This is a genomic window from Stackebrandtia nassauensis DSM 44728, from assembly GCF_000024545.1.
GTDB classification, from domain to species: Bacteria; Actinomycetota; Actinomycetes; order Mycobacteriales; family Micromonosporaceae; genus Stackebrandtia; species Stackebrandtia nassauensis.
In genome coordinates this window covers 6309572-6331881 of sequence record NC_013947.1, presented here as the reverse complement: position 1 = coordinate 6331881, position 22310 = coordinate 6309572, and the positions used below count along the sequence as shown (strand labels likewise).

Genomic DNA, 22310 nt, shown 5'->3' with positions numbered 1-22310 from the left:
CCGGCCGCGTTCTACCGGTGAGAGCCCACCATGAGGAGAACGGATGCGACCGGAGCACAAGACGGCGTACCGCGAGTTCGTCGCCGCCAACCTGGATCGGATGTGCCGATTCGCGTATCTGACCTGCGGCGATTGGCATCGCGGTGAGGACGCGGTGCAGACCGCGTTCGTGAAGCTGTACGCGGCCTGGCCCCGCGTCGTCCGCACCGACCGGCTGGAGTCGTACACCCGCCGCATCGTCACCAACGTGCTGATCGACCAGTACCGGCGCGGCTGGTTCCGGCGCGAGAAGGTGGCCGAGGCGGTGCCCGACAGTCCACAGGAGTCGGACGGCACCGACCGGGTCGCGGTACTGCGGGCGCTGCAACGACTTCCGGTACGACAACGCGCCACCTTGGTGTGGCGGTACTGGGAGGACCAGTCGGTCGCCGAAACCGCTCGAATCATGCGCTGCTCGGAGAACACCGTCAAGACACAGACCGCGCGAGGCTTGCGAACACTACGCGGGCTGCTGACGGAATCGATCAACGAATCATTCGAAGGAAGTCACGCATGAACGACGATATTCGCGGCACCCTGTCGCGGGCGATGCCGCCGGACCTCCCCGCGCCCCGCATCGATTTGGACACATTGGAACAAGAAGGCGAGAAGCTGGTCAAGCGCCGCAGGTTCGGCCTGACCGGCATGGCGAGCACGGGCGTGGCCGTCGTGGCCGCGTTGGCGCTGACCCTGCCCACCGCCTTGGTGAGCGGTGCGGAGCAGGACGACGCCGCCGGTAACGGCGAGCAGAAGGCCTATCCGCTGCCGGATCTGGACCCGGACGAGATCTACGGCTGGATCGGGATCGACGACGAGAAGCAGACCGAGGCGACCAAGGAACTGACCGAGGAGTTCTGGGCCTACCTGACCCAGAAGTACCCGGATCTCAAGGTCCACAACGAGAACTACGTCGAGGACGACTCCGGTGACGACTCCGGTGACGACCCCGGCGACGACCCCACGGGCGGCCCCGACGAGAACCAGGAGAAGTACCTCGAACCGGAGGACTACCCGACGTTCCTGCGCGGCGAGAACTCGCTGGCCACCGTCAAGGACGCCGTCAAGGACGAATGGCCCGACGTCCAGGGCAGCGCGATCATGGACGAGGACCCGTCCGGCTACACCAAACCGGTGTACGGCATGCCGACCGAGGAGGGACTGACGGGCGCCATCCGCACCGACCTGAAAAAGGACGCCGCGTTCATCGACGCGTTCGACATCAGCGTCCACCCCAAGGGCAGCTTCGGTGACGGCGCCAAGTCCATTCCCGGACACCCAGGACGGGGACCGCTGCTTCCGTACCTGGCGGAGGGCTGCGAGGACGAGGTCGGTCCCGGCAAGACCGAGAACGACACCGAAGGTTACGAGTACGACTGCGAGGAGAGCACCGTTCCCGGCGGTGGGAAGGTCCACAAGATCGAGCAGACGGCCAACGGCGGCGAGGAAGCACCCGACGAGATCGCCCACCGGGTCAACACCGTCATCGTCACGCTTGCCAACGGCAACGCCGTGGTCATCAACGACATGGCCGAGGGAGACCACGAGCCCACCATGTCCACCGACGAACTGACCGAACTGGCGCTCGCGCTGCCCGACGTCGTCGTCGAATAGGCACCCTCCCAGGGGGCACCACCGGTCCCCGGACTCCCTCCCAGGATGTCCGGGGACCGTCAGATCTTCTCCAGCGGATTGGTGCCGGTCATGTCGATCGGGCCGCTGGGGATGGCGACCCCCTTGAGCCACACCGAGGAGGTGCGGTTCAGCATCCGGTCAGGTCGTGCATCCGGTAGCGCTCCGGTTCCAGTGACTCCACCAGCTGGGCGTCCACCAGGGCGTCCAGCAGTCGTTCGGCGTGGTCGTCGGTGACGTCGGCCAGCGCCGCGGCCACCGGGATCCGGCCGGTCCCGCCAGTGCTGTCACCGCCGGGTGGGAGCCGCCCGGCTGTCGCGCCTGCGACTGCTCAGATCGCTACTTTGACCAGGGCGGTGAGGGCTAGCTGGCCCAGGGCGATCGGGACGAGGACTTTCCAGCACAGTTTCTGGAGCTGGTCGACCCGCAGGCGGGGGTAGGCGACGCGGAGCCAGATGACGACGAAGGAGACCGCGCCGATCTTGATCAGCGTCCACAGCCAGCCGAGTTGGGCGTCGAGGAAGGGGCCCTGCCAGCCGCCGAGGAACAGGACGGTGGTGAGGGCCGCGATGACGACGATGCCGACGTATTCGGCGAGCAGGAAGAACGCGAACCGCAGGCCGGTGTACTCGGTGAGGTAGCCGAAGACGAGTTCGGAGTCGGCGATCGGGGCGTCGAAGGGGGGACGGCGGATCTCGGCGAGCCCCGCGATGAAGAAGACGAACAGGGCGGGGGCCTGCCACAGCAGCCACCACGGGTTCCAGGCTTCGACGATGCCGGACAGGGAGAGGGTTCCCGCGGCCATGGCGACGCTCGCGGCGGCCAGGACGAACGGGAGTTCGTAGCCGAGGAGCTGGGCGGCGGCTCGCATCGCGCCGATGAGGGTGTACTTGTTGGCGGAGGCCCAGCCCGCCATCAGGACCGCGACGATGCCGACCCCGACGATGGCGAGTACCAGGAAGAGGCCGATGTCGAGGGGTTGGGCCACCAGGTCGTTGGGGCCCAAGGGGATCACCAACAGGGCGACCAGGTACGGGAACAGTGCCACCAGCGGGGCCAGTTTGAAGACCGGCTTGTCGGCGGCGCGCGGCGCCACCTCTTCCTTCTGGACGAACTTGACGCCGTCGGCGATCAGCTGTGCCCAGCCGTGGTAGGCGCCCGCGTACATGGGGCCGAGGCGGCCCTGCATGTGGGCCATGACCTTGTGTTCGGTCTGGCCGACGATCAGCGGCAGGGTCAGGAAGGCGATCACCACCGCGGCCAGGCGGATGGTGAGGTCGAGCCATACGGGCATGGCTAGTCACCGTCCTTGCGCGGTGGGCGGGCGGTCTTGCGGGCCGGACGAGCCGGGGTGGCCTCGGTGTCGCCGTCGGTCTCGGCTTCGGGGAGCGGCGGGCCCCATTCGCCGGGGGCCGGGACGCCGGGCGGGCGCATGGGTTGGCGTTTGCGGGGGCCGTCGCCACCGGGTTCCTTGGCGCCCGGCCAGGGTTTGGCGACCCGGGAGGCCAGGACGAAGTCCTTGCGCAGCGGGTGGCCCTCGAACTCGGGGGCCAGCAGGAGCGGGGCCAGGTCGGGGTGGCCGCCGAAGTCGAGGCCGAACATCTCGTGGGTCTCGCGTTCGTGCCAGGACGCGCCCGGGTAGACGTCGACTATGGAGTCGACCGCGCCGCTGGAGGTGACGGTGTTCAGCAGCAGGCCGCGACGGCCGGCGATGGACCACAGGTGGGTGACGACGCGGTAGGCGCCCTCACCCTCGTCCACCGCCGACAGCCAGTCGAAGAAGTCGAGGCCGAGCCGGTCGCGGGCCGTGAGGACCGCCGCGTGCCAGCCGCCCGGGGCCACCGTGACGGTGGGGCGCGGTTCGTCCGCGCTCACCTCGGCGTCGGGCAGGGCCGCGGCGATGTCCTCTGTCCACATGGGTGGTCAGCCTTCCGTTGGCAGCCTGTCGTTGCGGAACAGGTCGACGAACAGCTGGTGGTCGGCGCGGGCGCGCTGGCCGTAGCGGTGGGCGAAGTCGACCAGCAGGGACGTGAACCCGGCGTCGTCGTCGCCGATCGCCGCCGCGATCGCGTCCTCGGTGGAGTAGTTGACCAGGCCGTGTTCGGAGTCGTCGTCGGCCACCGAGTGCATCCGGGCCACCGCGCGGCCCAGGTAGGCCACGACGGGGGCCATCTCCTCGGGTTCGTCCAGGTTGGACCAGTCGAGGTCGGCGGCGTACGGCGAGACCTCGGCGCAGAACTGGCCGACACCGTCCAGTTCGGTGTAACCGCACCACGGGTCGGCGTAGGACTGGAGCGCGTGCTGGGACTCGGCGGTGCGGTGCCCCTGGTGCCTGAAGTACTTGGTGATCCGCTCGTCGTCGATGACCCGGCTGACCGCGGGCACCTGCGCCTGTTTCATGTAGACGATGATGTCGTTCTCCAGCGCCTGGCTGTTGCCCTCCAGCAGCACGTTGTAGGACGGCAGTCCGGCCGAGCCGATGCCGACGCCCTTGCGCAGCGCGAAGTCCTTGATCTGCAGTTCCGTGGGCCGCTGGTGGCGGGACGCGGGCAGCGTGGTCAGGTACTGGGCGAACGCGTCGCGCACCTTCGCGCGCTGTGCCTCGTCCACCGGGTAGGCGCCGCCGCCGAGCATGAACTTGCGTTCGTAGTCGACGATCTCGGTCTGCTTGTTCAGCAGGTGCAGCCGGGAACCCAAGCGCGCCTTCTGGAGTACGCCCCGCAGCTCACCGTCGGAGGTGTCGAGGGTCAGTTCGCCGATCGCGTCGTCGCCGTGGGCGGCGATGAGCCGCAGCTCGGCCAGGTAGGAGCGCGCGAAGGCGGTGACCAGCTGGGTGATGTCGTCGTCCGACAGCGCCTTGGCGTAGCCGATGAGCGCCACCGAGGCGGCGAACCGCTTGAGGTCCCAGGTGAACGGGCCGACGTAGGCCTCGTCGAAGTCGTTGACGTTGAAGACCAGGACGCCGTTGGCGTTCATGTAGGTGCCGAAGTTCTCGGCGTGCAGGTCCCCGTGCATCCACACCCGCGAGGTCTTCTCGTCCAGGAAGGTGGAGTCGTCGTTCTTGACGTCGGAGTAGAACAGACACGCGCTGCCCCGGTAGAACGCGAACGGCGAGGCCGCCATCTTGCGGAACTTCCGGTGGAAGGCGTTCGGATCGGCCTTCATGAGCTCGCCGAACTCGGTCAGGAACACATCGATGATGTGCTCGGTGCGCTCGGCCGCGTTAGCCGTCATTTACCGTCCCTTTCGGTGGTTTCACTAGCGGTGCCGTCAGGGACGCCGCGTCGCGCGGCACCCCGCCCACACCGGACTGTTCGCTGGCGATCTTCTCCTGCAACCGCATGATGCCGTGCAGCAGGGCCTCGGGTCGGGGCGGGCAGCCGGGGACATAGACATCGACGGGTATCAACTGGTCGACGCCCTTGGTCACCGAGTACGAGTCCCAGTAGGGGCCGCCGGAGTTGCTGCACGCGCCGAAGGAGATGACGTACTTGGGTTCGGGCATCTGGTCGTAGAGCCGCTTGATCGCCGGGGCCATCTTGTCGGTGACGGTGCCCGACACGACCATGAGGTCGGCCTGCCGGGGGCCGTGCGCGAACGGGATCACGCCCAGCCGCATGAAGTCGTGCCGCCCCATGGACGAGGCGATGAACTCGATGGCGCAGCAGGCGAGCCCGAAGTTGAACACCCACAGCGAATACCGGCGGCCCCAGTTGAGGACGAACCGGATCGGCTCGCCGAGAACGCCGCCGATGCCGCCCTTCTTGGGCATCCCGAGGTTCACGCCCATGTCAGCACCCCTTTGCGCCAGGCGTAGGCCAGTCCCAGCGCCAGCACCGCGATGAAGACGCCCATCTCGGCGACGGTCACCAGGCCGAAGCCGGGACGGTCGAAGACGATCGCCCACGGGAACAGGAACACGCTCTCCACCGCGAACAGCGCGTAGAGGAAGGCGTAGACGTAGTAGCGGATCTGCATCTGCGCCCAGCCCTCGCCGACCGGGTCGAGCCCGCACTCGTAGGTGCTCTCCTTCTCGGGGGTCGAAACAGTCGTCCGCAGTAGACGGTTGGCGGTGAAGGCGGCGACGAACACCAGCGCGCCCAGCACCAGTAGCAGCCCCAGCGAGGCGTAGTTGGCGAGGTAGGTGGTGGTGCCCATGGTGAGTCAGCCTATGCGGTTTTGGTGACGGGTGCTCGCGCAGGCCATGCGTGGATCAGATCGCGTACTCGAAGGACAGCTTGACGTTGTCGCAGCCGTCGGCCAGCTCCTCCAGCTTGTCCTTCTCCTCCTGGTCGACGCTCAGCCGCCACCGGCTCTTGACGACGGTCCACTCCTGCAGGTACCGGCAGTGCACCTTTTCCAGCGGCGGCAGCCACTCGGCCGGGTCCTTGTCGCCCTTGGACTGGTTGACGTTGTCGGTGACGGCCGCCAGGCCGCGCTCCTCGTCCAGGTCGTTGGCGAACCGCTCCCGATCGGCTTCGCTCCAGTCGCGGGAACCGGAGTCCCAGGACTCGGCGAGCGGGACGAAGTGGTCGACGTCCAGGTCGGCCGGTTGGGTCCACTCCTCACCGTCGTAATAAGAGGTCCACTTGCCGCCGGTGAGCCGACAGCCGGAGCCGACGTCGGGGGCGGTCACGGCCTCGGCGATGAGCACCTCGTAGCGGGCGTTGCAGCCGTCGTCGTCGACGTCGACCCAGTGCGGGAACTTGTCGCGGTCGTAGCCGTCGCGGACCTCGTCCTCGACCGGCAGGTCGGCGATGGCCTCGGTGAGGGTGGTGTCGACGGAGTCGGCCTCCGCCGGAGTGGCGGTGAAGCCGCAGCCGGTGACCGTCAGGGTGACGATCGCGGCCACGCCGACGGTGCCGGGTACGTTGGACGGGAAGCTCCTGCGCATGGGATCTCCTTGCCGCCGGGGGTGCTGCGGGGGGTGCCGAGGGCCGCCGGATTTATCATCGCATGATAATTGGGTATGCTGTCCCGGCCTGACCGTCGTTCTTTCGGTGGGCATGACAACGCAAGCCAGACCGAATCACCGCCCCACCGCATGGAGGAACGCCGACGTGGCCGACGACGACAGCCGCAGCGAGGACGCCGAGAAGCGTCCCGGCAAGTCCTCCAAGCCGTCCAAGCGGCCCTCGAAGTCGGAGGACGCCAAGGCCAAGGCGGGCAAGAAGTCCGACAAGAAGTCCGACAAGGCTGACGACGACGCCAAGCCGGACAAGGTCGAGAAGTCCGAGAAGGGCAAGGCCGTCAAGACCGCCGCCAAGTCCGAGGCGAAGGACGACAAGCCCAAGAAGAAGCCCGGCCTGCTGCGCCGTTTCGGCATCTTCATCCGCGAGATCTTCGAGCAGCTGCGCAAGGTGGTCTATCCGACCCGCAAGCAGCTGCTGACCTACACCGCCGTCGTGCTGGTCTTCGTGACGATCATGATCGGCGTGATCTACGGCCTGGACTACGTGATGTCCAAGGGCGTCATGTGGGTGTTCGGCGGGAACGACAAGTAGTATTACCCGTCGCCGTGACAGTGGGCACGGTCGTGGGCGCGAAACCGCGCCGCCAGCCGGGGCGCCGTCGGCGCACCCGGTAAACTCCCATTGCACAGCGTCCTAGTCAGGCTGTTTCCGCCTGGCGATAATTCGCAACAAACAGAATGTGAGCCTTGAGCGTGTCCGAGAACGACGAGACCGCGACACCATCGGTCGACGACAACGAGGCCGTGACCACCGCCGCTGCCGAGACCAAGCCCGCCGAGGGTGAGGCCGAGACGGAGACCAAGGCCGCCGACGAGGCCGAGGCTGCCGACGAGGTCGAGGCTGCCGACGAGGTTGAAGCCGAGCAGCCGAAGGTCGACCCGTTGGAGGAGCTTCGCCAGGAGCTGCGCTTCGCGCCCGGCGAGTGGTACGTCGTGCACTCCTACGCTGGCTTCGAAAACCGGGTGAAGAGCAACCTCGAGGGCCGGATCGCCTCCTTCGACATGGAGGACTACATCTACCAAATCGAAGTGCCGACCCAGATGCAGGTGGAAGTCAAGAACGGCAAGCGCTCCCGGGTGCAGGCCAAGGTCTTCCCGAGCTACGTGCTCGTCCGGATGGAACTGACGCCCGAGTCCTACTCGGTGGTGCGCAACACGCCCGGCGTTACCGGGTTCGTGGGTGCCACCAACCAGACCGACCGTCCCTCGCCGCTGACCCTTGAGGACGTCCTCAAGTGGCTGGCCCCGGCCGTGGCTCCGGAGGAGCCGGCCGCGACGGGCTCCGGCGAGTCGAGCGGTGAGGGTGGCGCGACCGCGAAGCCGGAGATCAAGCTGGACTTCGCCGTGGGCGACTCGGTGACGGTCACCGACGGGGCGTTCGCCTCGCTGCCCGCCACGATCTCCGAGATCAACGCCGACCAGCAGAAGCTCAAGGTCCTGGTGTCGATCTTCGGTCGGGAGACGCCGGTGGAGCTGAACTTCAATCAGGTGTCGACCATCTGATCTGTGGTTCAGGTCAACGGCTAAACTCGAAAAGTTGCCCGGCGCGCGGGTTGCCCTGCGCGCCGTCGGCATGACCGGCCCGTCAGGGCCAAGACATCAACAAAAACAGCCCAGGAAGTAAAACAATGGCTCCGAAGAAGAAGCTCTCGGTGGTTTTCAAGCTGGAGCTGACCGCAGGACAGGCCACCCCGGCACCGCCGGTCGGCCCCGCGCTCGGTCAGCACGGCGTGAACATCATGGAGTTCTGCAAGGCGTACAACGCCGCGACCGAAGGCCAGCGCGGCGAGATCGTGCCGGCCGAGATCAGCGTCTACGAGGACCGCTCCTTCACCTTCGTCCTCAAGACCCCGCCGGCGGCGAAGCTGCTGCTCAAGGCCGCGGGTGTCGACAAGGGCTCGGGTGAACCGCACCGGCTCAAGGTCGGCAAGGTCACCGCGGCGCAGGTCCGTGAGATCTCCGAGAAGAAGATGCCCGACCTCAACGCCAACGACCTGGACGCGGCCGACAAGATCATCGCCGGTACCGCCCGGTCCATGGGCATCACGGTCGAGGCCTAAGACAACCACCACCGTGGCGGGGTGTGTGCGCACAACCCAGACCACAACATCCATAAGAGACTAAAAGGATGCGAAAATGAAGCGCAGCAAGAACTACCGCAAGTCGACGGGGCTCGTCGACAAGGACAAGCTCTACGGTCCCCTCGAGGCGACGAAGCTCGCCAAGGAGACCAACACCGCCAAGTTCGACGCCACCGTCGAGGTGGCCATGCGGCTGGGCGTCGACCCCCGCAAGGCCGACCAGATGGTGCGCGGCACGGTGAGCCTGCCGCACGGCACCGGCAAGACCGTCCGCGTGATCGTGTTCGCGGCCGGTGAGAAGGCCGACGCCGCCACCGAGGCCGGCGCCGACGAGGTCGGTTCCGAGGAACTGATCAAGCGGGTGCAGGACGGCTGGCTCGACTTCGACGCCGCCATCGCCACCCCCGACCAGATGGCCAAGGTTGGCCGGATCGCGCGAATCCTGGGCCCGCGCGGTCTGATGCCGAACCCGAAGACCGGCACGGTGACCATGGACGTCGCCAAGGCGGTCGCGGACATCAAGGGCGGAAAGATCTCGTTCCGGATCGACAAGCACGCCAACCTGCACACGGTGATCGGCAAGGCCAACTTCACCGCCGAGCAGCTGGCCGACAACTACGCGGCCGTCGCCGAGGAAGTGCAGCGGCTCAAGCCGTCCGCCTCCAAGGGCAAGTACGTCAAGAAGGTCACCCTCTCGACGACCATGGGTCCCGGCATTCCCGTCGACCCGGCCAAGATCCGCGACAACGTCGAAGCCGCGGCGTAGCGAGAATCACAAAGCAGTCTTAGCCCGGTCGCCGTGTGAAACGGCGGCCGGGCTTTTTGCTTGTGCGCCTGGCGAAACCGAGCCTGGCATGCACTGTGGGTAACCATCCGCGTATCGTTCCTCACATGTTTGTAGTCATGGGGGCGACCTCCGTCACATCCCTGGGCGGCTGGTTGCTCGCGGTTCCGCTCGGACTGGTGACGCTCGCCGCCATCGGGGCCGGAATGTGGTTCCTGCGGCGCAGTCGGGGCCGTCGCATGCTGCCCGCCGACCGTGGCGACTCCGACCCGTTGGCACAGTGACCAGCGCACCTGCTAGGCTTCTTCGAGTTTTCCGATAACCCGAAGACCGTCGGTTCCAGCGTCGATGACTCGACACTGGCGAAGGTGCCACGAAACGACAGGCACGACCCACGCAGGCCAGCCGGAGACGAGAATGAGTTCCGAAAAGGATCCCGCTCGCCTCGTGCGCCGTCCCGCGCCGGGGCGTTTGTCTTTCCCCCCTTCATTTCCGAATGGTTTTCCCTATGCCATAAGGAAGGAGGGACATGGCCGAAAAAGTGTTTCCCGCCGACAAGGTCGCCGCGGTGACCGAACTGACCGAGAAGTTCCGCGACTCCAACGCCACCGTGCTCACCGAGTACCGGGGGCTCTCGGTGCCGCAGCTGAAAGCCCTGCGCCAGGCGCTGGGTGAAGGAGCCTCCTACCGGGTCGCCAAGAACACCCTCGCCAAGCGGGCCGCGTCCGACGCCGGACTGTCCGACCTGGACGAGTACTTCACCGGCCCGACCGCGCTGACCTTCGTCACCGGAGAGGTCGTCGACGCCGCCAAGGCCCTGCGTGACTTCGCCAAGGACAACGAGGCGCTGGTCATCAAGGGCGGCGTGATGGACGGTCTGCCCGTCAGCGCCGACGAGATCAAGAAGATCGCCGACCTTGACTCCCGCGAGGTTCTGCTGTCCAAGATGGCTGGTGCCATGAAGGGCAGCATGTCCAAGGCCGCGGCCCTGTTCGCCGCTCCCGCGTCGCAGGTGGCCCGCATGGCCGCCGCGCTGCGCGACAAGAAAGAAGCCGCGGGCGAGTAACTCAGTTCGCCTGTCCCTAATAGACGTTAGTAATACCGAAAGGAACCATCATGGCTAAGCTCAGCAACGCAGAACTGCTCGACGTCTTCAAGGAGATGACCCTCCTGGAGCTCTCCGAGTTCGTCAAGGAATTCGAGGAGACCTTCGACGTCACCGCCGCCGCTCCGGTCGCCGTCGCGGCCGCCGGTGGTGCCGGTGGCGGTGGCGAAGCCGCCGCCGAGGAGAAGGACGAGTTCGACGTCGTCCTCGAGGCCGCCGGTGACAAGAAGATCCAGGTCATCAAGGAGGTGCGCGGACTCACCAGCCTCGGCCTGAAGGAGGCCAAGGAGCTGGTCGAGGGCGCCCCGAAGCCGGTCCTGGAGAAGGCCAAGAAGGAAGACGCCGAGAAGGCCAAGGAGGCCCTGGAGGCCGCCGGCGCCACCGTCTCGCTGAAGTAGTCACGTCGCGGTTCGTCAGAGCCGCACGTAAAAGTGCCCCACCGGGTTTCCGGTGGGGCACTTTCTCATGCCGGGTCGTTACGCGTCGATGGTGCTCTTGATCCAGTCGGTGTAGTGCGCGACGCCGGTGTAGACCTCGTCGGTCTCCAGGCACTTCGAGCCGCCCGAGCGGCTGTCGACGCCCACGGTCACCCACTCACCGTCGACCTTCTGCAGCAGCGGGCTGCCGGAGTCGCCGTTGCAGGCACCGGCCTGGTTGCCGGGGGACTCGACGCAGACGTCGCCCTTCGTGATGTCCCACTCGTCGCCGAAGACGCACTTCTCGTTGTCCAGGACCTTGGTGTCGAGTTCCTGGAGTTCCTTCGGCATCGAGTTCGGGTCGTCGCCGACGGTGCGGCCCCAGCCGATCTCGCGGACGTCCGAGCCGACCTCGGGCTGGCCGCCGAGCTTGATGACCGGGGCGTCGGGGGCCTCGGCCAGGTGCAGCAGCGCGATGTCGCCGCTGTTCTCCTTGCCCGCCAGGTAATCCGGGTTCGCGACGATCTTTTCGATCTTGACGTCGGTGCCCTGGGTGTTGTCGGTGGAGCCGATCTTGATGTGCAGCAGTGACGGATCCCATACGGTGCCGTCGTCGTTGACCACGCAGTGCGCGGCGGTCAGCACCCACTGGTCGTCGATCAGCGCGGTGCCGCAGCGGTGCGAGTCGGGGTTGCCGTTCTTCTCGTACTGCAACGAGGCCATGAACGGGTAGTCCTCGGAGGCCGGTTTGCCGCCGATGATCTTGGTGCTCGGGTCGGAGTCCTCGGCGAACGCGTTGCCGGTGACCAGGGCGGTGGCCGAAGCCGCCGCCACGGCCACGGCGGCCATGACGACGGCGATGGTCTTACGTTTCATCAGAGCCCTTCCACATGGGAGGTATTCGGGTCAGAACTGGGGTCGTGCAAGCGTTTTCACAAACGCGGGCGCGAGCCTACCACTGTCGACGCCTTTGTCCCATTTGGATGGTTATGCGGCCGTGGCGACACGCTTGCGGGGTTTCCTGCGCCTGGTCATCCACCACTCGGCGAAGACCAGTGTGGCCACCCAGCTGGACCAGATGGACGCGACCGCCGCGTCGGTGGCGAGCCTGTCGACGCTGCCGCCGTAGAAGCTGTCCAGCAGCGGCGAGAAGCCGACGGCGTAGACGCCGATGAACAACCGGTTGACCACGATCGAGAAGCACAGCGCGAAGCTGCGGATCATCCAGCGCCGGTGGTCGGCGTAGCGGCCGTTGCGGACGTGCCGGAAGCCGATGAGCGTCGTGAGCAGCCACAGCGTCGCCAGTATGCCGTTGCCGACCTGGCCCGAGGGCGGGGTGGTGATCGACATGAAGCTGGTGAAGAACGCCAGCACGCTGGCGGGCAGCACCACCAGGACGTAGACGCGTCCGGTGACGCGGTGCACCTTGGGGTGGTTGGTGCGCAGCCACGGCCACAGCTGCATGCAGCAGCAGATCAGCGAGACGCCGCCCAGCATGATGTGGCCGGACACGATCAGGAAGTGCTGGTAGTCGCTCATCTCGACCAGGGCGCCCGGATCCTTGTAGCCGACGTAGTCGGGCACCCGCCAGACGAGGAAGAGGGCACTGATCGCCCACAGTGGCACGATCCAGGGACGTCTCCACCATGGAACTTTCGCTGTGGCTGGGGCCGTGGGGGTTTCGGTGACGGTTGGCTGGTCCATCTCATTCTCCGAGGTCAAGCGCATTGATGGCGATAAATTGGGTACGCCGTACGCAGAATAGCGTACGCCCTACCCAGAAGCGATGACATAGGGCTAACCCCCCGAATTCGCGGCGGGCGGAGGACAATGACGGAACGGCCGGAATGGAAGGACATATGGGCACCGACATCGACACTCTGCTGTGGCAAGGCCAGACCCGCCCCAACCGCGGCCCCAAGCCCAGTCTCAGCCTCGACCGCATCGTCACCGCGGCCGTCGCGATCGCCGACGCCGAGGGCCTGGAGGGCCTGTCGATGAAGAGCCTGGCCACCAGGCTCAACAGCGGCGTGATGTCCATCTACCGCTACGTCCCCGGCAAGGAGGAGCTGATCGCGCTGATGATCGACGCCGCCGTCGGCGAACCTCCGCGAGTCCCCGACGGCACCGGCTGGCGTGAGGGCATTCGCCTGTGCGCCAGGGCCATCCGGGGTTTCTTCCTCGCCCACCCCTGGGCGCTGCCGCTGGTCACCAAGGGACGGGCCATCGGCCCCAACGAGACCGGCTGGCTGGAGTCCCAGCTCACGGCACTGTCCAGTCTCGACGTGTCACCGGGCACCCGGCTCAACCTGGCCATGGCGGTGTCCAGTTACGTCCGGGGCGCGGTGACTCCCGAACTGTTCGGCGAGGACAACGGCGAGCTGCGGTTCGCGTTCCTGGACCACCCCGACAGCCACGCGCGCTTTCCGATGCTGGCCCACACGCTCACGTCGATCGATCCCGGCACCGACGAGGGTTTCGACAGTTTCTTCGAGTTCGGTTTGACACGGATGCTCGACGGCATCGCGGCACGGTTCGACCGGGAATGAAGCGGTCCCGCCACCAAGCGTCCGTCGGTGACGGGACCGTGATCCCTCAATAATCGGAGAAAAGCCTCTGCCCCGAGGAAATCCCCGCAGGTCCGACCGGACGCGCTGTCGAACCGCTCCCAGCGAGCGCGCGTCCGGTTCGGCTTTCCATGGTCGGCGAAACCGCGCATCGCTGCCAGGCACAGAACCGGCAGTTTCCCGGCAGTTGGATGATTCGTCATGTTCGTGTGTGTGGCATGCGGCACATCGGCTGGCGCGATGTCGAGAAGCCTTGCTCGGCGCCGTTCCTGGAGTGAAGGGCCGCGAGAGCCGCGGACCACGACAGCGAAGGCAGAACAATGCGAAAGCTCATCGTCCAGCAGTGGGTCACGCTCGACAACATCGCCGCCGAGGAGGACGGCGGGCTCAGCTACGTGACGGCGGAACCGTTCTCCGAGAAGAGCGACCCCGCGTTCAAGAACACGGTCATGGGGTTCGTCGACTCGGTCGACACCTTGGTTCTCGGCGCGAACACCTACCACCAGACCAAGGACTACTGGCCGCACGCCGAAGAGCAGGGCGAGTACGGCCGAAAGCTCAACGACCTCACCAAGTTCGTCGCCTCGTCGAAGCTGGAAGCAGCCCCGTGGGGCGACTTCCCGGCGGCGACCGTGACGCGCGACGCGGTGGCCACCGTCCGGGAACTCAAGGAGCAGGACGGAAAGGACATCTGGCTGTGGGGCAGTCTGACGCTCATGCGGTCGCTGTTGGCGGCCGGTGTCGTCGACGAGATGACCCTGCTGGTCTGCCCGGCGACGCGCGGCAGGGGAACCCGCGTCTTCGAGGGCACCCACGACCTGAAGCTCATCACGGCCACCGGGTTCGACAACGGCCTGGCGATCATGCGCTATGCGATCAACAACTGAACGGCCCGGAGGCAGCGACGTCCTCCCAGTCGACGAACTTGAAGTTCGTGCTGGACTCGTCGCTGCCCTCGGGTGTGTTGTCGCCGTCCTGGACGACGAGCAGCCCCGCCTCGAAGTCGCCGACCTCGGTGTTGACGACGTCGGCGCCGTCGCTGTGCTGGGTGCCGTCGGTCTTCGAGCCGTCCGCTATCGAGAACGAGCCGAGATAGTCGTTGCCGCCGCTGATCGAGTAGACGGCGAAACTGTCGTCGCCCTGGCTGGAGGCCAGCAGGTAGCCCTTGCCGCGGTCGCGGTGGTAGATCGTCAGGCCCTCGATGTCGGTGCGCAGGACCTCGCCGCCGTGACCGGGGTTGTCGCCGTAGGAACACTCCTCGGTCTCGGGGTCGTACTCGCCGGGCAGGCCGTACTCGACGGCGGTGTCGATCAGTTCCGGCTCACCGGTGAGATCGGCGGGGACGCGCCAGATGCCCACCTGCTCCTGGCCCAGATAGGCCACGCCGCGCGTCGTGTCGACGGTCATGCCCTCGACCTGCGCGTACTCCCCGGGGTCGTCGCACGGGGCCCAGGAGGCGCCGTCGGGCATCGTGAACTCGCGCGGGAGCTGGAGCACCCGAACGGTTTCGTAGCCGACGGTTCCGGCGTCGGTCTCGGTCAGGCGCAGCAGCGCCACGTCGGTCTCGGCGTTGCGGCTGACGAGGGCGTAGGCGCCGGTCTTGTCGGACCACGTGGTCAGCCCGTAGGCGGTGTGCGCCTCGTTGATGTCGCCCTGGTCCTCGCTGAAGATCGGCTTCATGTCGGGGTCGGACACGTCGGTGAGTTCGCCGGAGTCGGGGTCGATCGCGAAGACTCCCAAGGTGTCCATGCCCCGGTCGGAGGCCACGGCCAGGTCGGTCTTGTCGCCGTCGAGCGCGAAGTCGTCGAGCAGGTCGACGTTGTTGTAGCGGCCGGGATTGTCGTCCGGGGACGGGGCGGGACGCGGGTCGATGTGCTGGGTCAGTTCGCCGTCGAGGTCGTAGACGTTCATGCCCGCCTCTTTGGCGGTGGTGACGACGAGACTGTCGTCCTCGTCTTCGGGGTTGCCCCAGATCGCCGGGTCGTCGGCGTCCGCGTTGTCCTTTTCGAACAGTGGTGGGGTCTCGAGCGTCGCGGTCGGCGGCCGCGGGGCGGACGAGGCGGGAGCGGCCGAGGCTCCGGTGAGCGCGACGGTGGTGGCCAGGGCGGTGAGGGCGAGCAGGCGGGGTATCACGGTGAGGACTCCTCGTCGGCGGGGCGCAGGTGCTCGAAGGCGGCGAGGTTGCGGGTGGACTCGCCGCGTGAGATCCGCCAGGCCCATTCGCGACGGATCGAGGTGGCGAAACCCAGTTCCAGGACGCGGTCGAAGACCTCGTCGGCGTAGGTGAGGACCGAGCCCAAAAGCCGGTCGAGTTCCGTGCCGTCTACACAAGACAGTGGCACCCGGCCGGTGAGGTAGACGTCGCCGTTGTCGTCGATGGAATAGGAAACGCCATACAGGGAGGCGTTGCGGCGCAACAGGAACCGCCACACCGCCTCCTGGTTCTCCTCGGGGCAGCGGACCACGAAGGCCTCGACGCGCAGCGCGTGGTCCTCTTCGATCAGGTTGCACAGGGTCTTGAGCTTGTGGACGCCGGGCAGGGTGATCACATAGGACTTGGTCCCGGTGCGCTCCCACTCGACGTCCAGCTCGGTGAGGAGATCCTCCATGCCGGAAACGTTAGCGCTTCGAGGCGGGGGAGCGGCGGGGTGACACCGCGCGGCGCTGGATCGCGTCGCCGTAGGCGCCCAGCAGGTCGTCGGCGGTGTGGGACCAGGTGAACCTGGCGGCGTGGTCGAGGGCGCCGGCGGCCAGCCGGGCCCGGCGGGGGGCGTCGGTGACGAGTTTGTCCAGGGCGTTGGCCCAGTCGGTCTCGTCGTGGCCGCGGATGAGCAGGCCGCTGTGCCCGTCGGCCACGGCGGTGGTGAGGCCGCCGACGGCCGCCGCCACCACCGGGGTGCCGCAGGCCTGGGCCTCCAGGGCCACCAGCCCGAAGGTCTCGTTGTAGCTGGGGACGCCGACGACGTCGCAGGCCCGGAAGACCTCGGCGAGTTCGTGTCCGGCGCGGGGCTTGAGGAAGGTGACGGCGTCGGCGATGCCCAGCTCGGCGGCCAGGTCGTGCAGCCAGCGCGGGTTGTCGGCGCCGTTGCCGGAGGGCCCGCCGACCACGACCAGCCGCAGCCGGGGCGCCAGTTCCGGGTTGAGGGCGCGCAGCCGGGCCACCGCGCGCACCAGCACGTCGGGGGCCTTGAGGGGCTGGATCCGGCCCGCGAAGCCCAGGACCAGGGCGTCGTCGGGCAGGCCGAGGCGGCGGCGGGCGGCGAGCTTGTCGCCGGGAGTGAACACCTCGGGGTCGACGCCGGGCGGCGTGACGGTGACCTTGTCGGGGTCGGCCCGGTAGAGGTCGACCAGGACCTCGGCCTCGGAGGAGGTGTTGGTGACCAGGGCGTCGGATTCGGCGACGACCTGCTCCTCGCCGACGACCCGGGTGAAGGGCTCGGGGGTGTCCTCGGCGGCCAGGTGCAGGTTCTTGACCTTGGCGAGGGTGTGGGCGGAGTGGATGTGCGGCACGCCCCAGCGTTCGGCGGCCAGCCAGGCGGCCTGGCCGGACAGCCAGTAGTGGCTGTGGATGACGTCGAAGTAGCCGGGCGGCTGGGCGGCCTCGGCGCGCAGGACACCGTTGGTGAAGGCGCACAACTGGGACGGGAGGTCGCCTTTGGACAGACCCTCGAACGGACCCGCGGGAACATAGTGGACCGTGATGCCCTCGGACGGCGACAGCGCGGGGGGCTGTTCGCTGGAGGTGGCGCGGGTGAAGATCTCGACCGCGACGCCCCGGTCGGCCAGTCGGCGCGCGGTCTGGAGCACGTACACGTTCATGCCGCCGGCGTCCCCGGTTCCCGGCTGTTCCAGCGGGGAGGTGTGCATCGACACCATCGCCACCCGACGGGGGCCGCGTTTGCGGCACGGGGCGATGGCGCGGTTCAACTGTGAGCGGGGAGCTGTGCGCATGACAGTCCGTCCTTATTCGATTACGCGTCCAGGGGATGTCCGTGATTCGGACAATCGACACAGGTCAACGTGAGCGACAACCCGGCATCTTCCCGATGTAGACGAGTTCGGACGCTGATGAGGTACGCGAATGTGAGTCGGACGACAGTGCGGGGCGGTATCGCGTGTGTCAGGATGAGCGCCATGAGCCGAGGTATCGCCGTTGTGACCGGAGCGTCGTCGGGAATCGGGGCCGCCACCGCGCGCCGCCTGGCCACCGAGGGATTCACCGTCGTGGCCGCCGCCCGCCGCGCCGACCGGCTTCAGAAACTGGCCGCCGACATCGGCGGCGTCGCGGTGGCCTGCGACATCACCCGACAGGCCGATGTGGACGCGCTGGCCGAGAAGGTGGCGTCACTGCCGGGCGAGCTCGAACTGCTGGTCAACAACGCCGGGGGCGCCTTCGGTTTCGACTACGTCGCCGAATCCGACATCGACGACTGGCGCCGCATGTACGAGGTCAACGTGATCGGCACCGTCCAGGTCACCAAGGCGCTGCTGCCCGCGCTGACGGCCTCGGGCGCCGGGACGATCGTCGTGGTCTCCTCGACCGCGGGCCTGGGCGTCTACGAGGGCGGCGGCGGGTACACCGCCGCCAAGCACGCCGAGACCGCGCTGACCGGGACGCTGCGACTGGAACTGTGCGGCGATCCGGTGCGGGTCATCGAGATCGACCCGGGCATGGTCAAGACCGACGAGTTCTCGCTGGTGCGCAACCGCGGCGACGCCGAGGCCGCCGCCAAGCCCTACGCCGGGGTGGCCGAACCCCTTGTCGCCGAGGACATCGCCGACTGTGTCGCCTGGGTCGCGACCCGGCCGCACCACGTGAACGTCGACCGGCTGGTGGTGCGACCGCTGGCGCAGGCCGCGCAGCACAAGGTGCACCGGGAACTGTGACCTGAAACGCAGATCCCTTGCCGGACTCCGAAACGCCCGCTTATACTGATCGACGTCTTTGTCCCCGTCGTTAGGCGAGCACTTGTACATCTCCTAGGTCGCGAGATACCGCGTTCGACAGTCGAGTAATCCTGTCGTGAACGCGTGCGATCCTGGAGTTGCCGCATTCGACGGTTTCGTCTCCACCCGCCGCGATAACGCGGTGTCTCCTACGCAATCCATTTGAGATTCGTGTGAGAGGAGACCCCTATATGTCTACATTCATCACCGCCAACAGCCTGACCTTCGGCTGGCCGGACGGTGGCCGCGTCTTCGACAGCCTGGACTTCGTCGTCTCCGACGGCCGCACCGGACTCGTCGGTGACAACGGAACCGGGAAGTCCACACTGCTGCGTCTGATCACCGGTGAGCTCGAACCCACCAGCGGCGCCATCAGCGTCGCCGGGTCCGTGGAGTACCTGCCGCAGGAGCTGCCGTTGCGGCTCGACAGCGGAGTCGACGAACTGCTGGGCATCGCTGACAAGCGCAAAGCCTTGCGGGCCATCGAATCCGGTGACATCAGCGAGGCCACCTTCGCGGTCGTCGGGGAGGACTGGGACGTCGAGGAACGCGCCCGGGCCCGCCTCGACCGGCTCGGCCTGTCACATGTGGAGCTCGATCGGACGGTGGGGACACTGTCCGGCGGCGAGTCCATGCTGGTGGGTCTGGCCGGGCGGCTGTTGCGTGAACCCAAGGTACTGATCCTGGACGAACCCACCAACAACCTGGACATCGTGGCCCGTGAGCTGCTGTACCGGGCGGTGGACGAGTTCACCGGCACGCTGCTGATCGTCAGCCACGACCGGCAGTTGCTGGAACGGGTCGACGCCATCGCCGAACTGCGCGAGGGCGAACTGCGCGTCTTCGAGGGCAATTTCTCGTCCTATGAGGAGGCCATCGCCATCGAACAGGCGGCGGCGCAACGGCTGGCCCGCACGGCCAGGGCCGACATGAACAAGCAGAAACAGGAACTGGTCGAGACACAGGTGAAGCTGGCGCGGCGGGAACGCTACGGCCGCAAGATGATGCTCAACAAGCGCGAACCGAAGATCGTCATGGGCGCCCGGAAACGGGCCGCCCAGGTGAGCGCGGGCAAACTGCGGAACGCGAAGCAGGACGACGTCGCCGACGCGAAGCTGCGGCTGGACCAGGCCGAGGAGAAGGTGCGCGACGACGCCGAGATCCGCGTCGACCTGCCCGAGACCGAGGTTCACCCCGGCCGCGATGTCTTCATCGCCCGGGACCTGAACTTCGCGGGACTGTTCGGCGACGGTGTCAACCTCCACGTCCAGGGCCCGGAACGCATCGCGCTGACCGGGGCCAACGGTTCGGGCAAGACGACGCTGCTGCGGCTCATCGCCGGTGAACTGGATCCGCAGTCGGGCGGGCTGAACCTGGCCGTGCCGTGGCACTACCTGCCGCAACGGCTGGAACTGCTCGACGAGTCGCTGTCGGTGTTCGAGAACGTGCGCCGGTTCGCGCCGGACGCGCCGCAGACCCTGCTGCGCAACCGGCTCGCCAGGTTCGGGCTGCGCAGCGGCCGCTCCGGCAGGCACAGCGCGTTCCGCGCCAACGGCGTGACCGGCAGTGCCGTGATCGCGCCCGCGACCGCCGACCAGCCGGTGTCCACTCTGTCGGGTGGCGAACGGCTGCGGGCGGCGCTGGCGGCGGTGCTGTCCTCCCAACCAGCACCGCAACTGCTGATGCTGGACGAACCGACCAACAACCTCGACATGACCAGCGCCCGACAGCTCGCCCAGGCGCTCAACGCCTACCGGGGCGCGCTGATCGTGGTCAGCCACGACCCGGTGTTCCTGAGCGAACTCGGGATCACCCGGTGGCTGCGCGTCGAACGCGGCGAGGGCGTGTACGAGACCGAGGGTCCGTGAGACCCACGTGGGGGACGGGCGGCCTTGCCGCCGTCCCCCACACAGGTCCGCGCATGCCAAGATGGCAGGCATGAGCATCCCGGGCAGTGGGCTGGCCAAGGGCCTGGCGGTCACGTTGAAGACGATGACCAAGCCGTCCCATACCCACCAGTACCCCGACGAGTCACCGGAACTGCCGCCCCGCACGCGTGGTGTCATCGCGTTGCAGGAGGCCAACTGCACCGTGTGCATGCTGTGCGCCCGCGAGTGTCCCGACTGGTGCATCTACATCGACTCGCACAAGGAGACCGTCGAGGTGCCCGGCGCGGCCAGGCCCCGGCAGCGCAACGTCCTCGACAAGTTCGACATCGACTTCTCGCTGTGCATGTACTGCGGCATCTGCATCGAGGTGTGTCCCTTCGACGCGCTGTTCTGGTCGCCGGAGTTCGAGTACGCCGAGGGTGACATCCGGAATCTGTTGCACGACAAGGATCGGCTGGGCGAGTGGATGCCCACCGTTCCCGCGCCTCCCGCTCACGATCCGATGGGGGAGAAGTCCAAAGAGGAGACCTCGGCGGAGAAGAAGGACGCGTCATGACGGTTACCGACGTGCTGCTGGTCGCCTTCGGCCTGCTCACGCTGGGCGCGGCCGTCCGGGTCGTGACGACCGCGCACCTGGTGCGGGCGGGCCTGTGGCTGGTGGTGGCGCTCGGTGGACTGGCGGCGTGTTTTCTGGTGCTGACCGCCGAGCTCGTCGCGTGGGTGCAGGTGCTGATCTACGTGGGCGCGGTCGTGGTGCTGTTGCTGTTCGCCGTCATGCTGACCCGCGCCCCGATCGGCGCGAGTCCCGAGATGGACCGGGCCCGGTGGCCGGGAGCGATCGTGGGTGCCGCCGCCGGACTGGGGTTGTCGGTGCTGTTGGCCGACGCGTTCCGGTGGACCTCGATCGACGCCCAGGCCGTCGAACCCGGGACCGCGAAGCGGCTGGGCACCGAGATCTTCGGCAACTGGGTGCTGCCGTTCGAGCTGCTGTCGGTGCTGCTGCTGGCGGCGCTGGTGGGCGCGATCCTGGTGTCCGCCAAGCAGAAGCGGGACGGTCAGAGCGCCAGCCGGTAGGTGCGTTCCTGGCCGTAGGACACGAAACCGAGGCGTCGCAGGATCGGGGAACTGGTGGAGACGCGGCCCTTGGTGAGGGCCATCGTGGCGCCGTGTTCGGCGGCGTAGCTGAGGCGGGTCGCGACCAGGGCCCGGTAGACGCCGAGGCCCCGATGGGCTTCCAGTACTCCGCCGCCCCACAGCCGGGCCACGTCGTCGGCGACCTCAAGGCCCGCCACGGCGACCGGGGTGTCGTCGAGATAGGCGACCACGGCGCCGCCGAATCCGGCGGCGACGGTCTCACGGTCGGACGCCGCCTGCAGGGCGACGTCGACGTCGGGGGCGCGGGTGCCGCCGAAGGTCGCGATCCCGACGGTGTTGGCGTCGCGGCCGATCTTCGGGGTGGTCCGCCACCGCACCTCCAGTCCGGGGAGGTCGGTCGCCCTGAACTCGGCGGGCAGCGGCATGGCGAGCACGTCGGCGGTGTCGACCAGTTCGGCGCCCCGCGCCAGCAGCGCCTCGTCCAGGTCGGCGGGCGCGCTGGGTTTCACGCATACGACGGTCTCCGGCAGCCCGAATCCGGTGGCCCGTTCGACGATCTCCGTCAGGACGGTCGCGGCGGGCCGGGCCGACCGGACCCACTGCACCTGCAACGGATCGGGGAAACGTTCGGGGAGCCGCGCGATGCGGAACTCCGCGGTCTCGACGATCTGTGAACCCGTGGGCGCCCCCACCCAGGCGTCGTCGGCAGCCGCCACCGTCGCAATCTCCAACTCACCCATGCGGCGGAGGCTATCGCACCGCCACGCCGAGACGCCGGACACACAA

28 protein-coding genes are annotated in these 22310 nt (G+C 67.6%); 15 read left to right on the top strand and 13 right to left on the bottom strand.

The window, feature by feature from the left end; translation table 11 throughout:
• The first annotated feature begins 43 nt into the window (after nucleotides 1-43).
• Together SNAS_RS29560 and SNAS_RS29555 are read left to right on the top strand one after the other, a co-directional pair.
• Nucleotides 44-556, top strand: a complete 513-nt coding sequence (locus SNAS_RS29560) for an RNA polymerase sigma factor (RefSeq protein ID WP_013021173.1) — start codon at nucleotides 44-46, stop codon at nucleotides 554-556.
• A complete protein-coding gene (locus SNAS_RS29555) occupies nucleotides 553-1650 on the top strand; it encodes a hypothetical protein (protein ID WP_013021172.1) in 1098 nt (365 codons plus the stop codon). Before SNAS_RS29560 ends, SNAS_RS29555 begins: the two co-directional genes overlap by 4 nt.
• Nucleotides 1651-1798: 148 nt before the next feature.
• On the opposite strand, the gene SNAS_RS37305 is transcribed toward SNAS_RS29555, so the two are convergent.
• The 7 genes from SNAS_RS37305 to SNAS_RS29525 all read right to left on the bottom strand — a co-directional run bounded on the left by SNAS_RS37305 (nucleotide 1799) and on the right by SNAS_RS29525 (nucleotide 6562).
• Nucleotides 1799-1927 carry a hypothetical protein gene (locus SNAS_RS37305; RefSeq protein WP_280101495.1) on the bottom strand — a complete coding sequence of 43 codons (129 nt, stop codon included), beginning with the start codon at nucleotides 1925-1927 and terminating at the stop codon, nucleotides 1799-1801.
• Nucleotides 1928-1999: 72 nt separating this feature from the next.
• Nucleotides 2000-2962 (bottom strand): NADH-quinone oxidoreductase subunit NuoH, encoded by a 963-nt coding sequence (nuoH, locus tag SNAS_RS29550; protein WP_013021170.1) that lies wholly within the window; start codon nucleotides 2960-2962, stop codon nucleotides 2000-2002.
• 2 nt (nucleotides 2963-2964) lie between these two features.
• Nucleotides 2965-3585, bottom strand: a complete 621-nt coding sequence (locus SNAS_RS29545; protein WP_013021169.1) for an NADH-quinone oxidoreductase subunit C — start codon at nucleotides 3583-3585, stop codon at nucleotides 2965-2967.
• A 6-nt stretch (nucleotides 3586-3591) separates the two neighbouring features.
• Nucleotides 3592-4902 carry a DUF2252 domain-containing protein gene (locus tag SNAS_RS29540; protein WP_013021168.1) on the bottom strand — a complete coding sequence of 437 codons (1311 nt, stop codon included), beginning with the start codon at nucleotides 4900-4902 and terminating at the stop codon, nucleotides 3592-3594.
• Nucleotides 4892-5440 (bottom strand): NADH-quinone oxidoreductase subunit B, encoded by a 549-nt coding sequence (locus tag SNAS_RS29535; protein WP_041627220.1) that lies wholly within the window; start codon nucleotides 5438-5440, stop codon nucleotides 4892-4894. Before SNAS_RS29535 ends, SNAS_RS29540 begins: the two co-directional genes overlap by 11 nt.
• 8 nt (nucleotides 5441-5448) lie before the next feature.
• Nucleotides 5449-5826, bottom strand: coding sequence for an NADH-quinone oxidoreductase subunit A (locus SNAS_RS29530; protein ID WP_013021166.1), 378 nt, complete (start codon nucleotides 5824-5826; stop codon nucleotides 5449-5451).
• Nucleotides 5827-5881: 55 nt separating this feature from the next.
• Nucleotides 5882-6562 (bottom strand): HNH endonuclease family protein, encoded by a 681-nt coding sequence (locus SNAS_RS29525; RefSeq protein ID WP_013021165.1) that lies wholly within the window; start codon nucleotides 6560-6562, stop codon nucleotides 5882-5884.
• Between the two features lie 166 nt (nucleotides 6563-6728).
• On the opposite strand from SNAS_RS29525, the gene secE reads away from it, so the two are divergent.
• The 7 genes from secE (at nucleotide 6729) to rplL (ending at nucleotide 11008) form a co-directional block, all read left to right on the top strand.
• Nucleotides 6729-7172 (top strand): preprotein translocase subunit SecE, encoded by a 444-nt coding sequence (secE, locus tag SNAS_RS29520; protein ID WP_013021164.1) that lies wholly within the window; start codon nucleotides 6729-6731, stop codon nucleotides 7170-7172.
• A gap of 161 nt (nucleotides 7173-7333) precedes the next feature.
• Nucleotides 7334-8143 (top strand): transcription termination/antitermination protein NusG, encoded by an 810-nt coding sequence (gene nusG, locus SNAS_RS29515; RefSeq protein WP_013021163.1) that lies wholly within the window; start codon nucleotides 7334-7336, stop codon nucleotides 8141-8143.
• A 125-nt stretch (nucleotides 8144-8268) separates the two neighbouring features.
• Entirely contained in the window at nucleotides 8269-8700 is a 432-nt protein-coding gene (gene rplK, locus SNAS_RS29510; RefSeq protein WP_013021162.1) for a 50S ribosomal protein L11, read from the top strand.
• A gap of 76 nt (nucleotides 8701-8776) precedes the next feature.
• Entirely contained in the window at nucleotides 8777-9487 is a 711-nt protein-coding gene (gene rplA, locus SNAS_RS29505) for a 50S ribosomal protein L1 (RefSeq protein WP_013021161.1), read from the top strand.
• A 125-nt stretch (nucleotides 9488-9612) separates the two neighbouring features.
• Complete coding sequence (locus SNAS_RS36030; protein ID WP_013021160.1) at nucleotides 9613-9789, top strand: hypothetical protein; 177 nt, start codon at nucleotides 9613-9615, stop codon at nucleotides 9787-9789.
• A 245-nt stretch (nucleotides 9790-10034) separates the two neighbouring features.
• The gene (gene rplJ, locus SNAS_RS29500; RefSeq protein ID WP_013021159.1) at nucleotides 10035-10571 is read left to right on the top strand and encodes a 50S ribosomal protein L10; all 537 of its coding nucleotides are present in this window, start codon (nucleotides 10035-10037) and stop codon (nucleotides 10569-10571) included.
• Between the two features lie 50 nt (nucleotides 10572-10621).
• A complete protein-coding gene (gene rplL / locus SNAS_RS29495) occupies nucleotides 10622-11008 on the top strand; it encodes a 50S ribosomal protein L7/L12 (protein WP_013021158.1) in 387 nt (128 codons plus the stop codon).
• A gap of 78 nt (nucleotides 11009-11086) precedes the next feature.
• Here rplL and SNAS_RS29490 read toward each other — a convergent pair whose 3' ends face one another.
• Both SNAS_RS29490 and SNAS_RS29485 read right to left on the bottom strand, forming a co-directional pair.
• The gene (locus tag SNAS_RS29490) at nucleotides 11087-11902 is read right to left on the bottom strand and encodes a S1 family peptidase (protein WP_013021157.1); all 816 of its coding nucleotides are present in this window, start codon (nucleotides 11900-11902) and stop codon (nucleotides 11087-11089) included.
• A 111-nt stretch (nucleotides 11903-12013) separates the two neighbouring features.
• Nucleotides 12014-12652, bottom strand: coding sequence for a DUF2306 domain-containing protein (locus SNAS_RS29485; protein ID WP_052305188.1), 639 nt, complete (start codon nucleotides 12650-12652; stop codon nucleotides 12014-12016).
• Nucleotides 12653-12885: 233 nt separating this feature from the next.
• Here SNAS_RS29485 and SNAS_RS29480 point away from each other — a divergent pair, with 233 nt between their 5' ends.
• Together SNAS_RS29480 and SNAS_RS29475 are read left to right on the top strand one after the other, a co-directional pair.
• On the top strand, nucleotides 12886-13575 hold the full coding sequence (locus SNAS_RS29480; RefSeq protein WP_013021155.1) for a TetR/AcrR family transcriptional regulator: 690 nt from the start codon (nucleotides 12886-12888) through the stop codon (nucleotides 13573-13575).
• Between the two features lie 338 nt (nucleotides 13576-13913).
• Entirely contained in the window at nucleotides 13914-14480 is a 567-nt protein-coding gene (locus tag SNAS_RS29475) for a dihydrofolate reductase family protein (protein WP_013021154.1), read from the top strand.
• Here SNAS_RS29475 and SNAS_RS29470 read toward each other — a convergent pair.
• The 3 genes from SNAS_RS29470 to mshA are packed head-to-tail and all read right to left on the bottom strand — an operon-like array spanning nucleotide 14470 to nucleotide 17544.
• Nucleotides 14470-15726, bottom strand: a complete 1257-nt coding sequence (locus tag SNAS_RS29470; RefSeq protein WP_013021153.1) for a phytase — start codon at nucleotides 15724-15726, stop codon at nucleotides 14470-14472. The two genes, SNAS_RS29475 and SNAS_RS29470, sit on opposite strands and share 11 nt — an antisense overlap.
• On the bottom strand, nucleotides 15723-16202 hold the full coding sequence (locus tag SNAS_RS29465; protein ID WP_013021152.1) for a type III secretion system chaperone family protein: 480 nt from the start codon (nucleotides 16200-16202) through the stop codon (nucleotides 15723-15725). Before SNAS_RS29465 ends, SNAS_RS29470 begins: the two co-directional genes overlap by 4 nt.
• A gap of 10 nt (nucleotides 16203-16212) precedes the next feature.
• Complete coding sequence (gene mshA, locus SNAS_RS29460; protein WP_013021151.1) at nucleotides 16213-17544, bottom strand: D-inositol-3-phosphate glycosyltransferase; 1332 nt, start codon at nucleotides 17542-17544, stop codon at nucleotides 16213-16215.
• 183 nt (nucleotides 17545-17727) lie between these two features.
• On the opposite strand from mshA, the gene SNAS_RS29455 reads away from it, so the two are divergent.
• The 4 genes from SNAS_RS29455 (at nucleotide 17728) to SNAS_RS29440 (ending at nucleotide 21503) form a co-directional block, all read left to right on the top strand.
• On the top strand, nucleotides 17728-18480 hold the full coding sequence (locus SNAS_RS29455; RefSeq protein WP_013021150.1) for an SDR family oxidoreductase: 753 nt from the start codon (nucleotides 17728-17730) through the stop codon (nucleotides 18478-18480).
• A gap of 251 nt (nucleotides 18481-18731) precedes the next feature.
• Nucleotides 18732-20408: an ABC-F family ATP-binding cassette domain-containing protein gene (locus tag SNAS_RS29450; RefSeq protein WP_013021149.1), complete on the top strand. Its 1677-nt coding sequence runs from the start codon at nucleotides 18732-18734 to the stop codon at nucleotides 20406-20408.
• A 70-nt stretch (nucleotides 20409-20478) separates the two neighbouring features.
• The gene (locus SNAS_RS29445; RefSeq protein WP_013021148.1) at nucleotides 20479-20985 is read left to right on the top strand and encodes a NuoI/complex I 23 kDa subunit family protein; all 507 of its coding nucleotides are present in this window, start codon (nucleotides 20479-20481) and stop codon (nucleotides 20983-20985) included.
• The gene (locus SNAS_RS29440; RefSeq protein ID WP_013021147.1) at nucleotides 20982-21503 is read left to right on the top strand and encodes an NADH-quinone oxidoreductase subunit J family protein; all 522 of its coding nucleotides are present in this window, start codon (nucleotides 20982-20984) and stop codon (nucleotides 21501-21503) included. Before SNAS_RS29445 ends, SNAS_RS29440 begins: the two co-directional genes overlap by 4 nt.
• Here SNAS_RS29440 and SNAS_RS29435 read toward each other — a convergent pair.
• Nucleotides 21485-22264 carry a GNAT family N-acetyltransferase gene (locus SNAS_RS29435; protein WP_013021146.1) on the bottom strand — a complete coding sequence of 260 codons (780 nt, stop codon included), beginning with the start codon at nucleotides 22262-22264 and terminating at the stop codon, nucleotides 21485-21487. The genes SNAS_RS29440 and SNAS_RS29435 overlap by 19 nt on opposite strands.
• Between the last annotated feature and the right edge of the window lie 46 nt (nucleotides 22265-22310).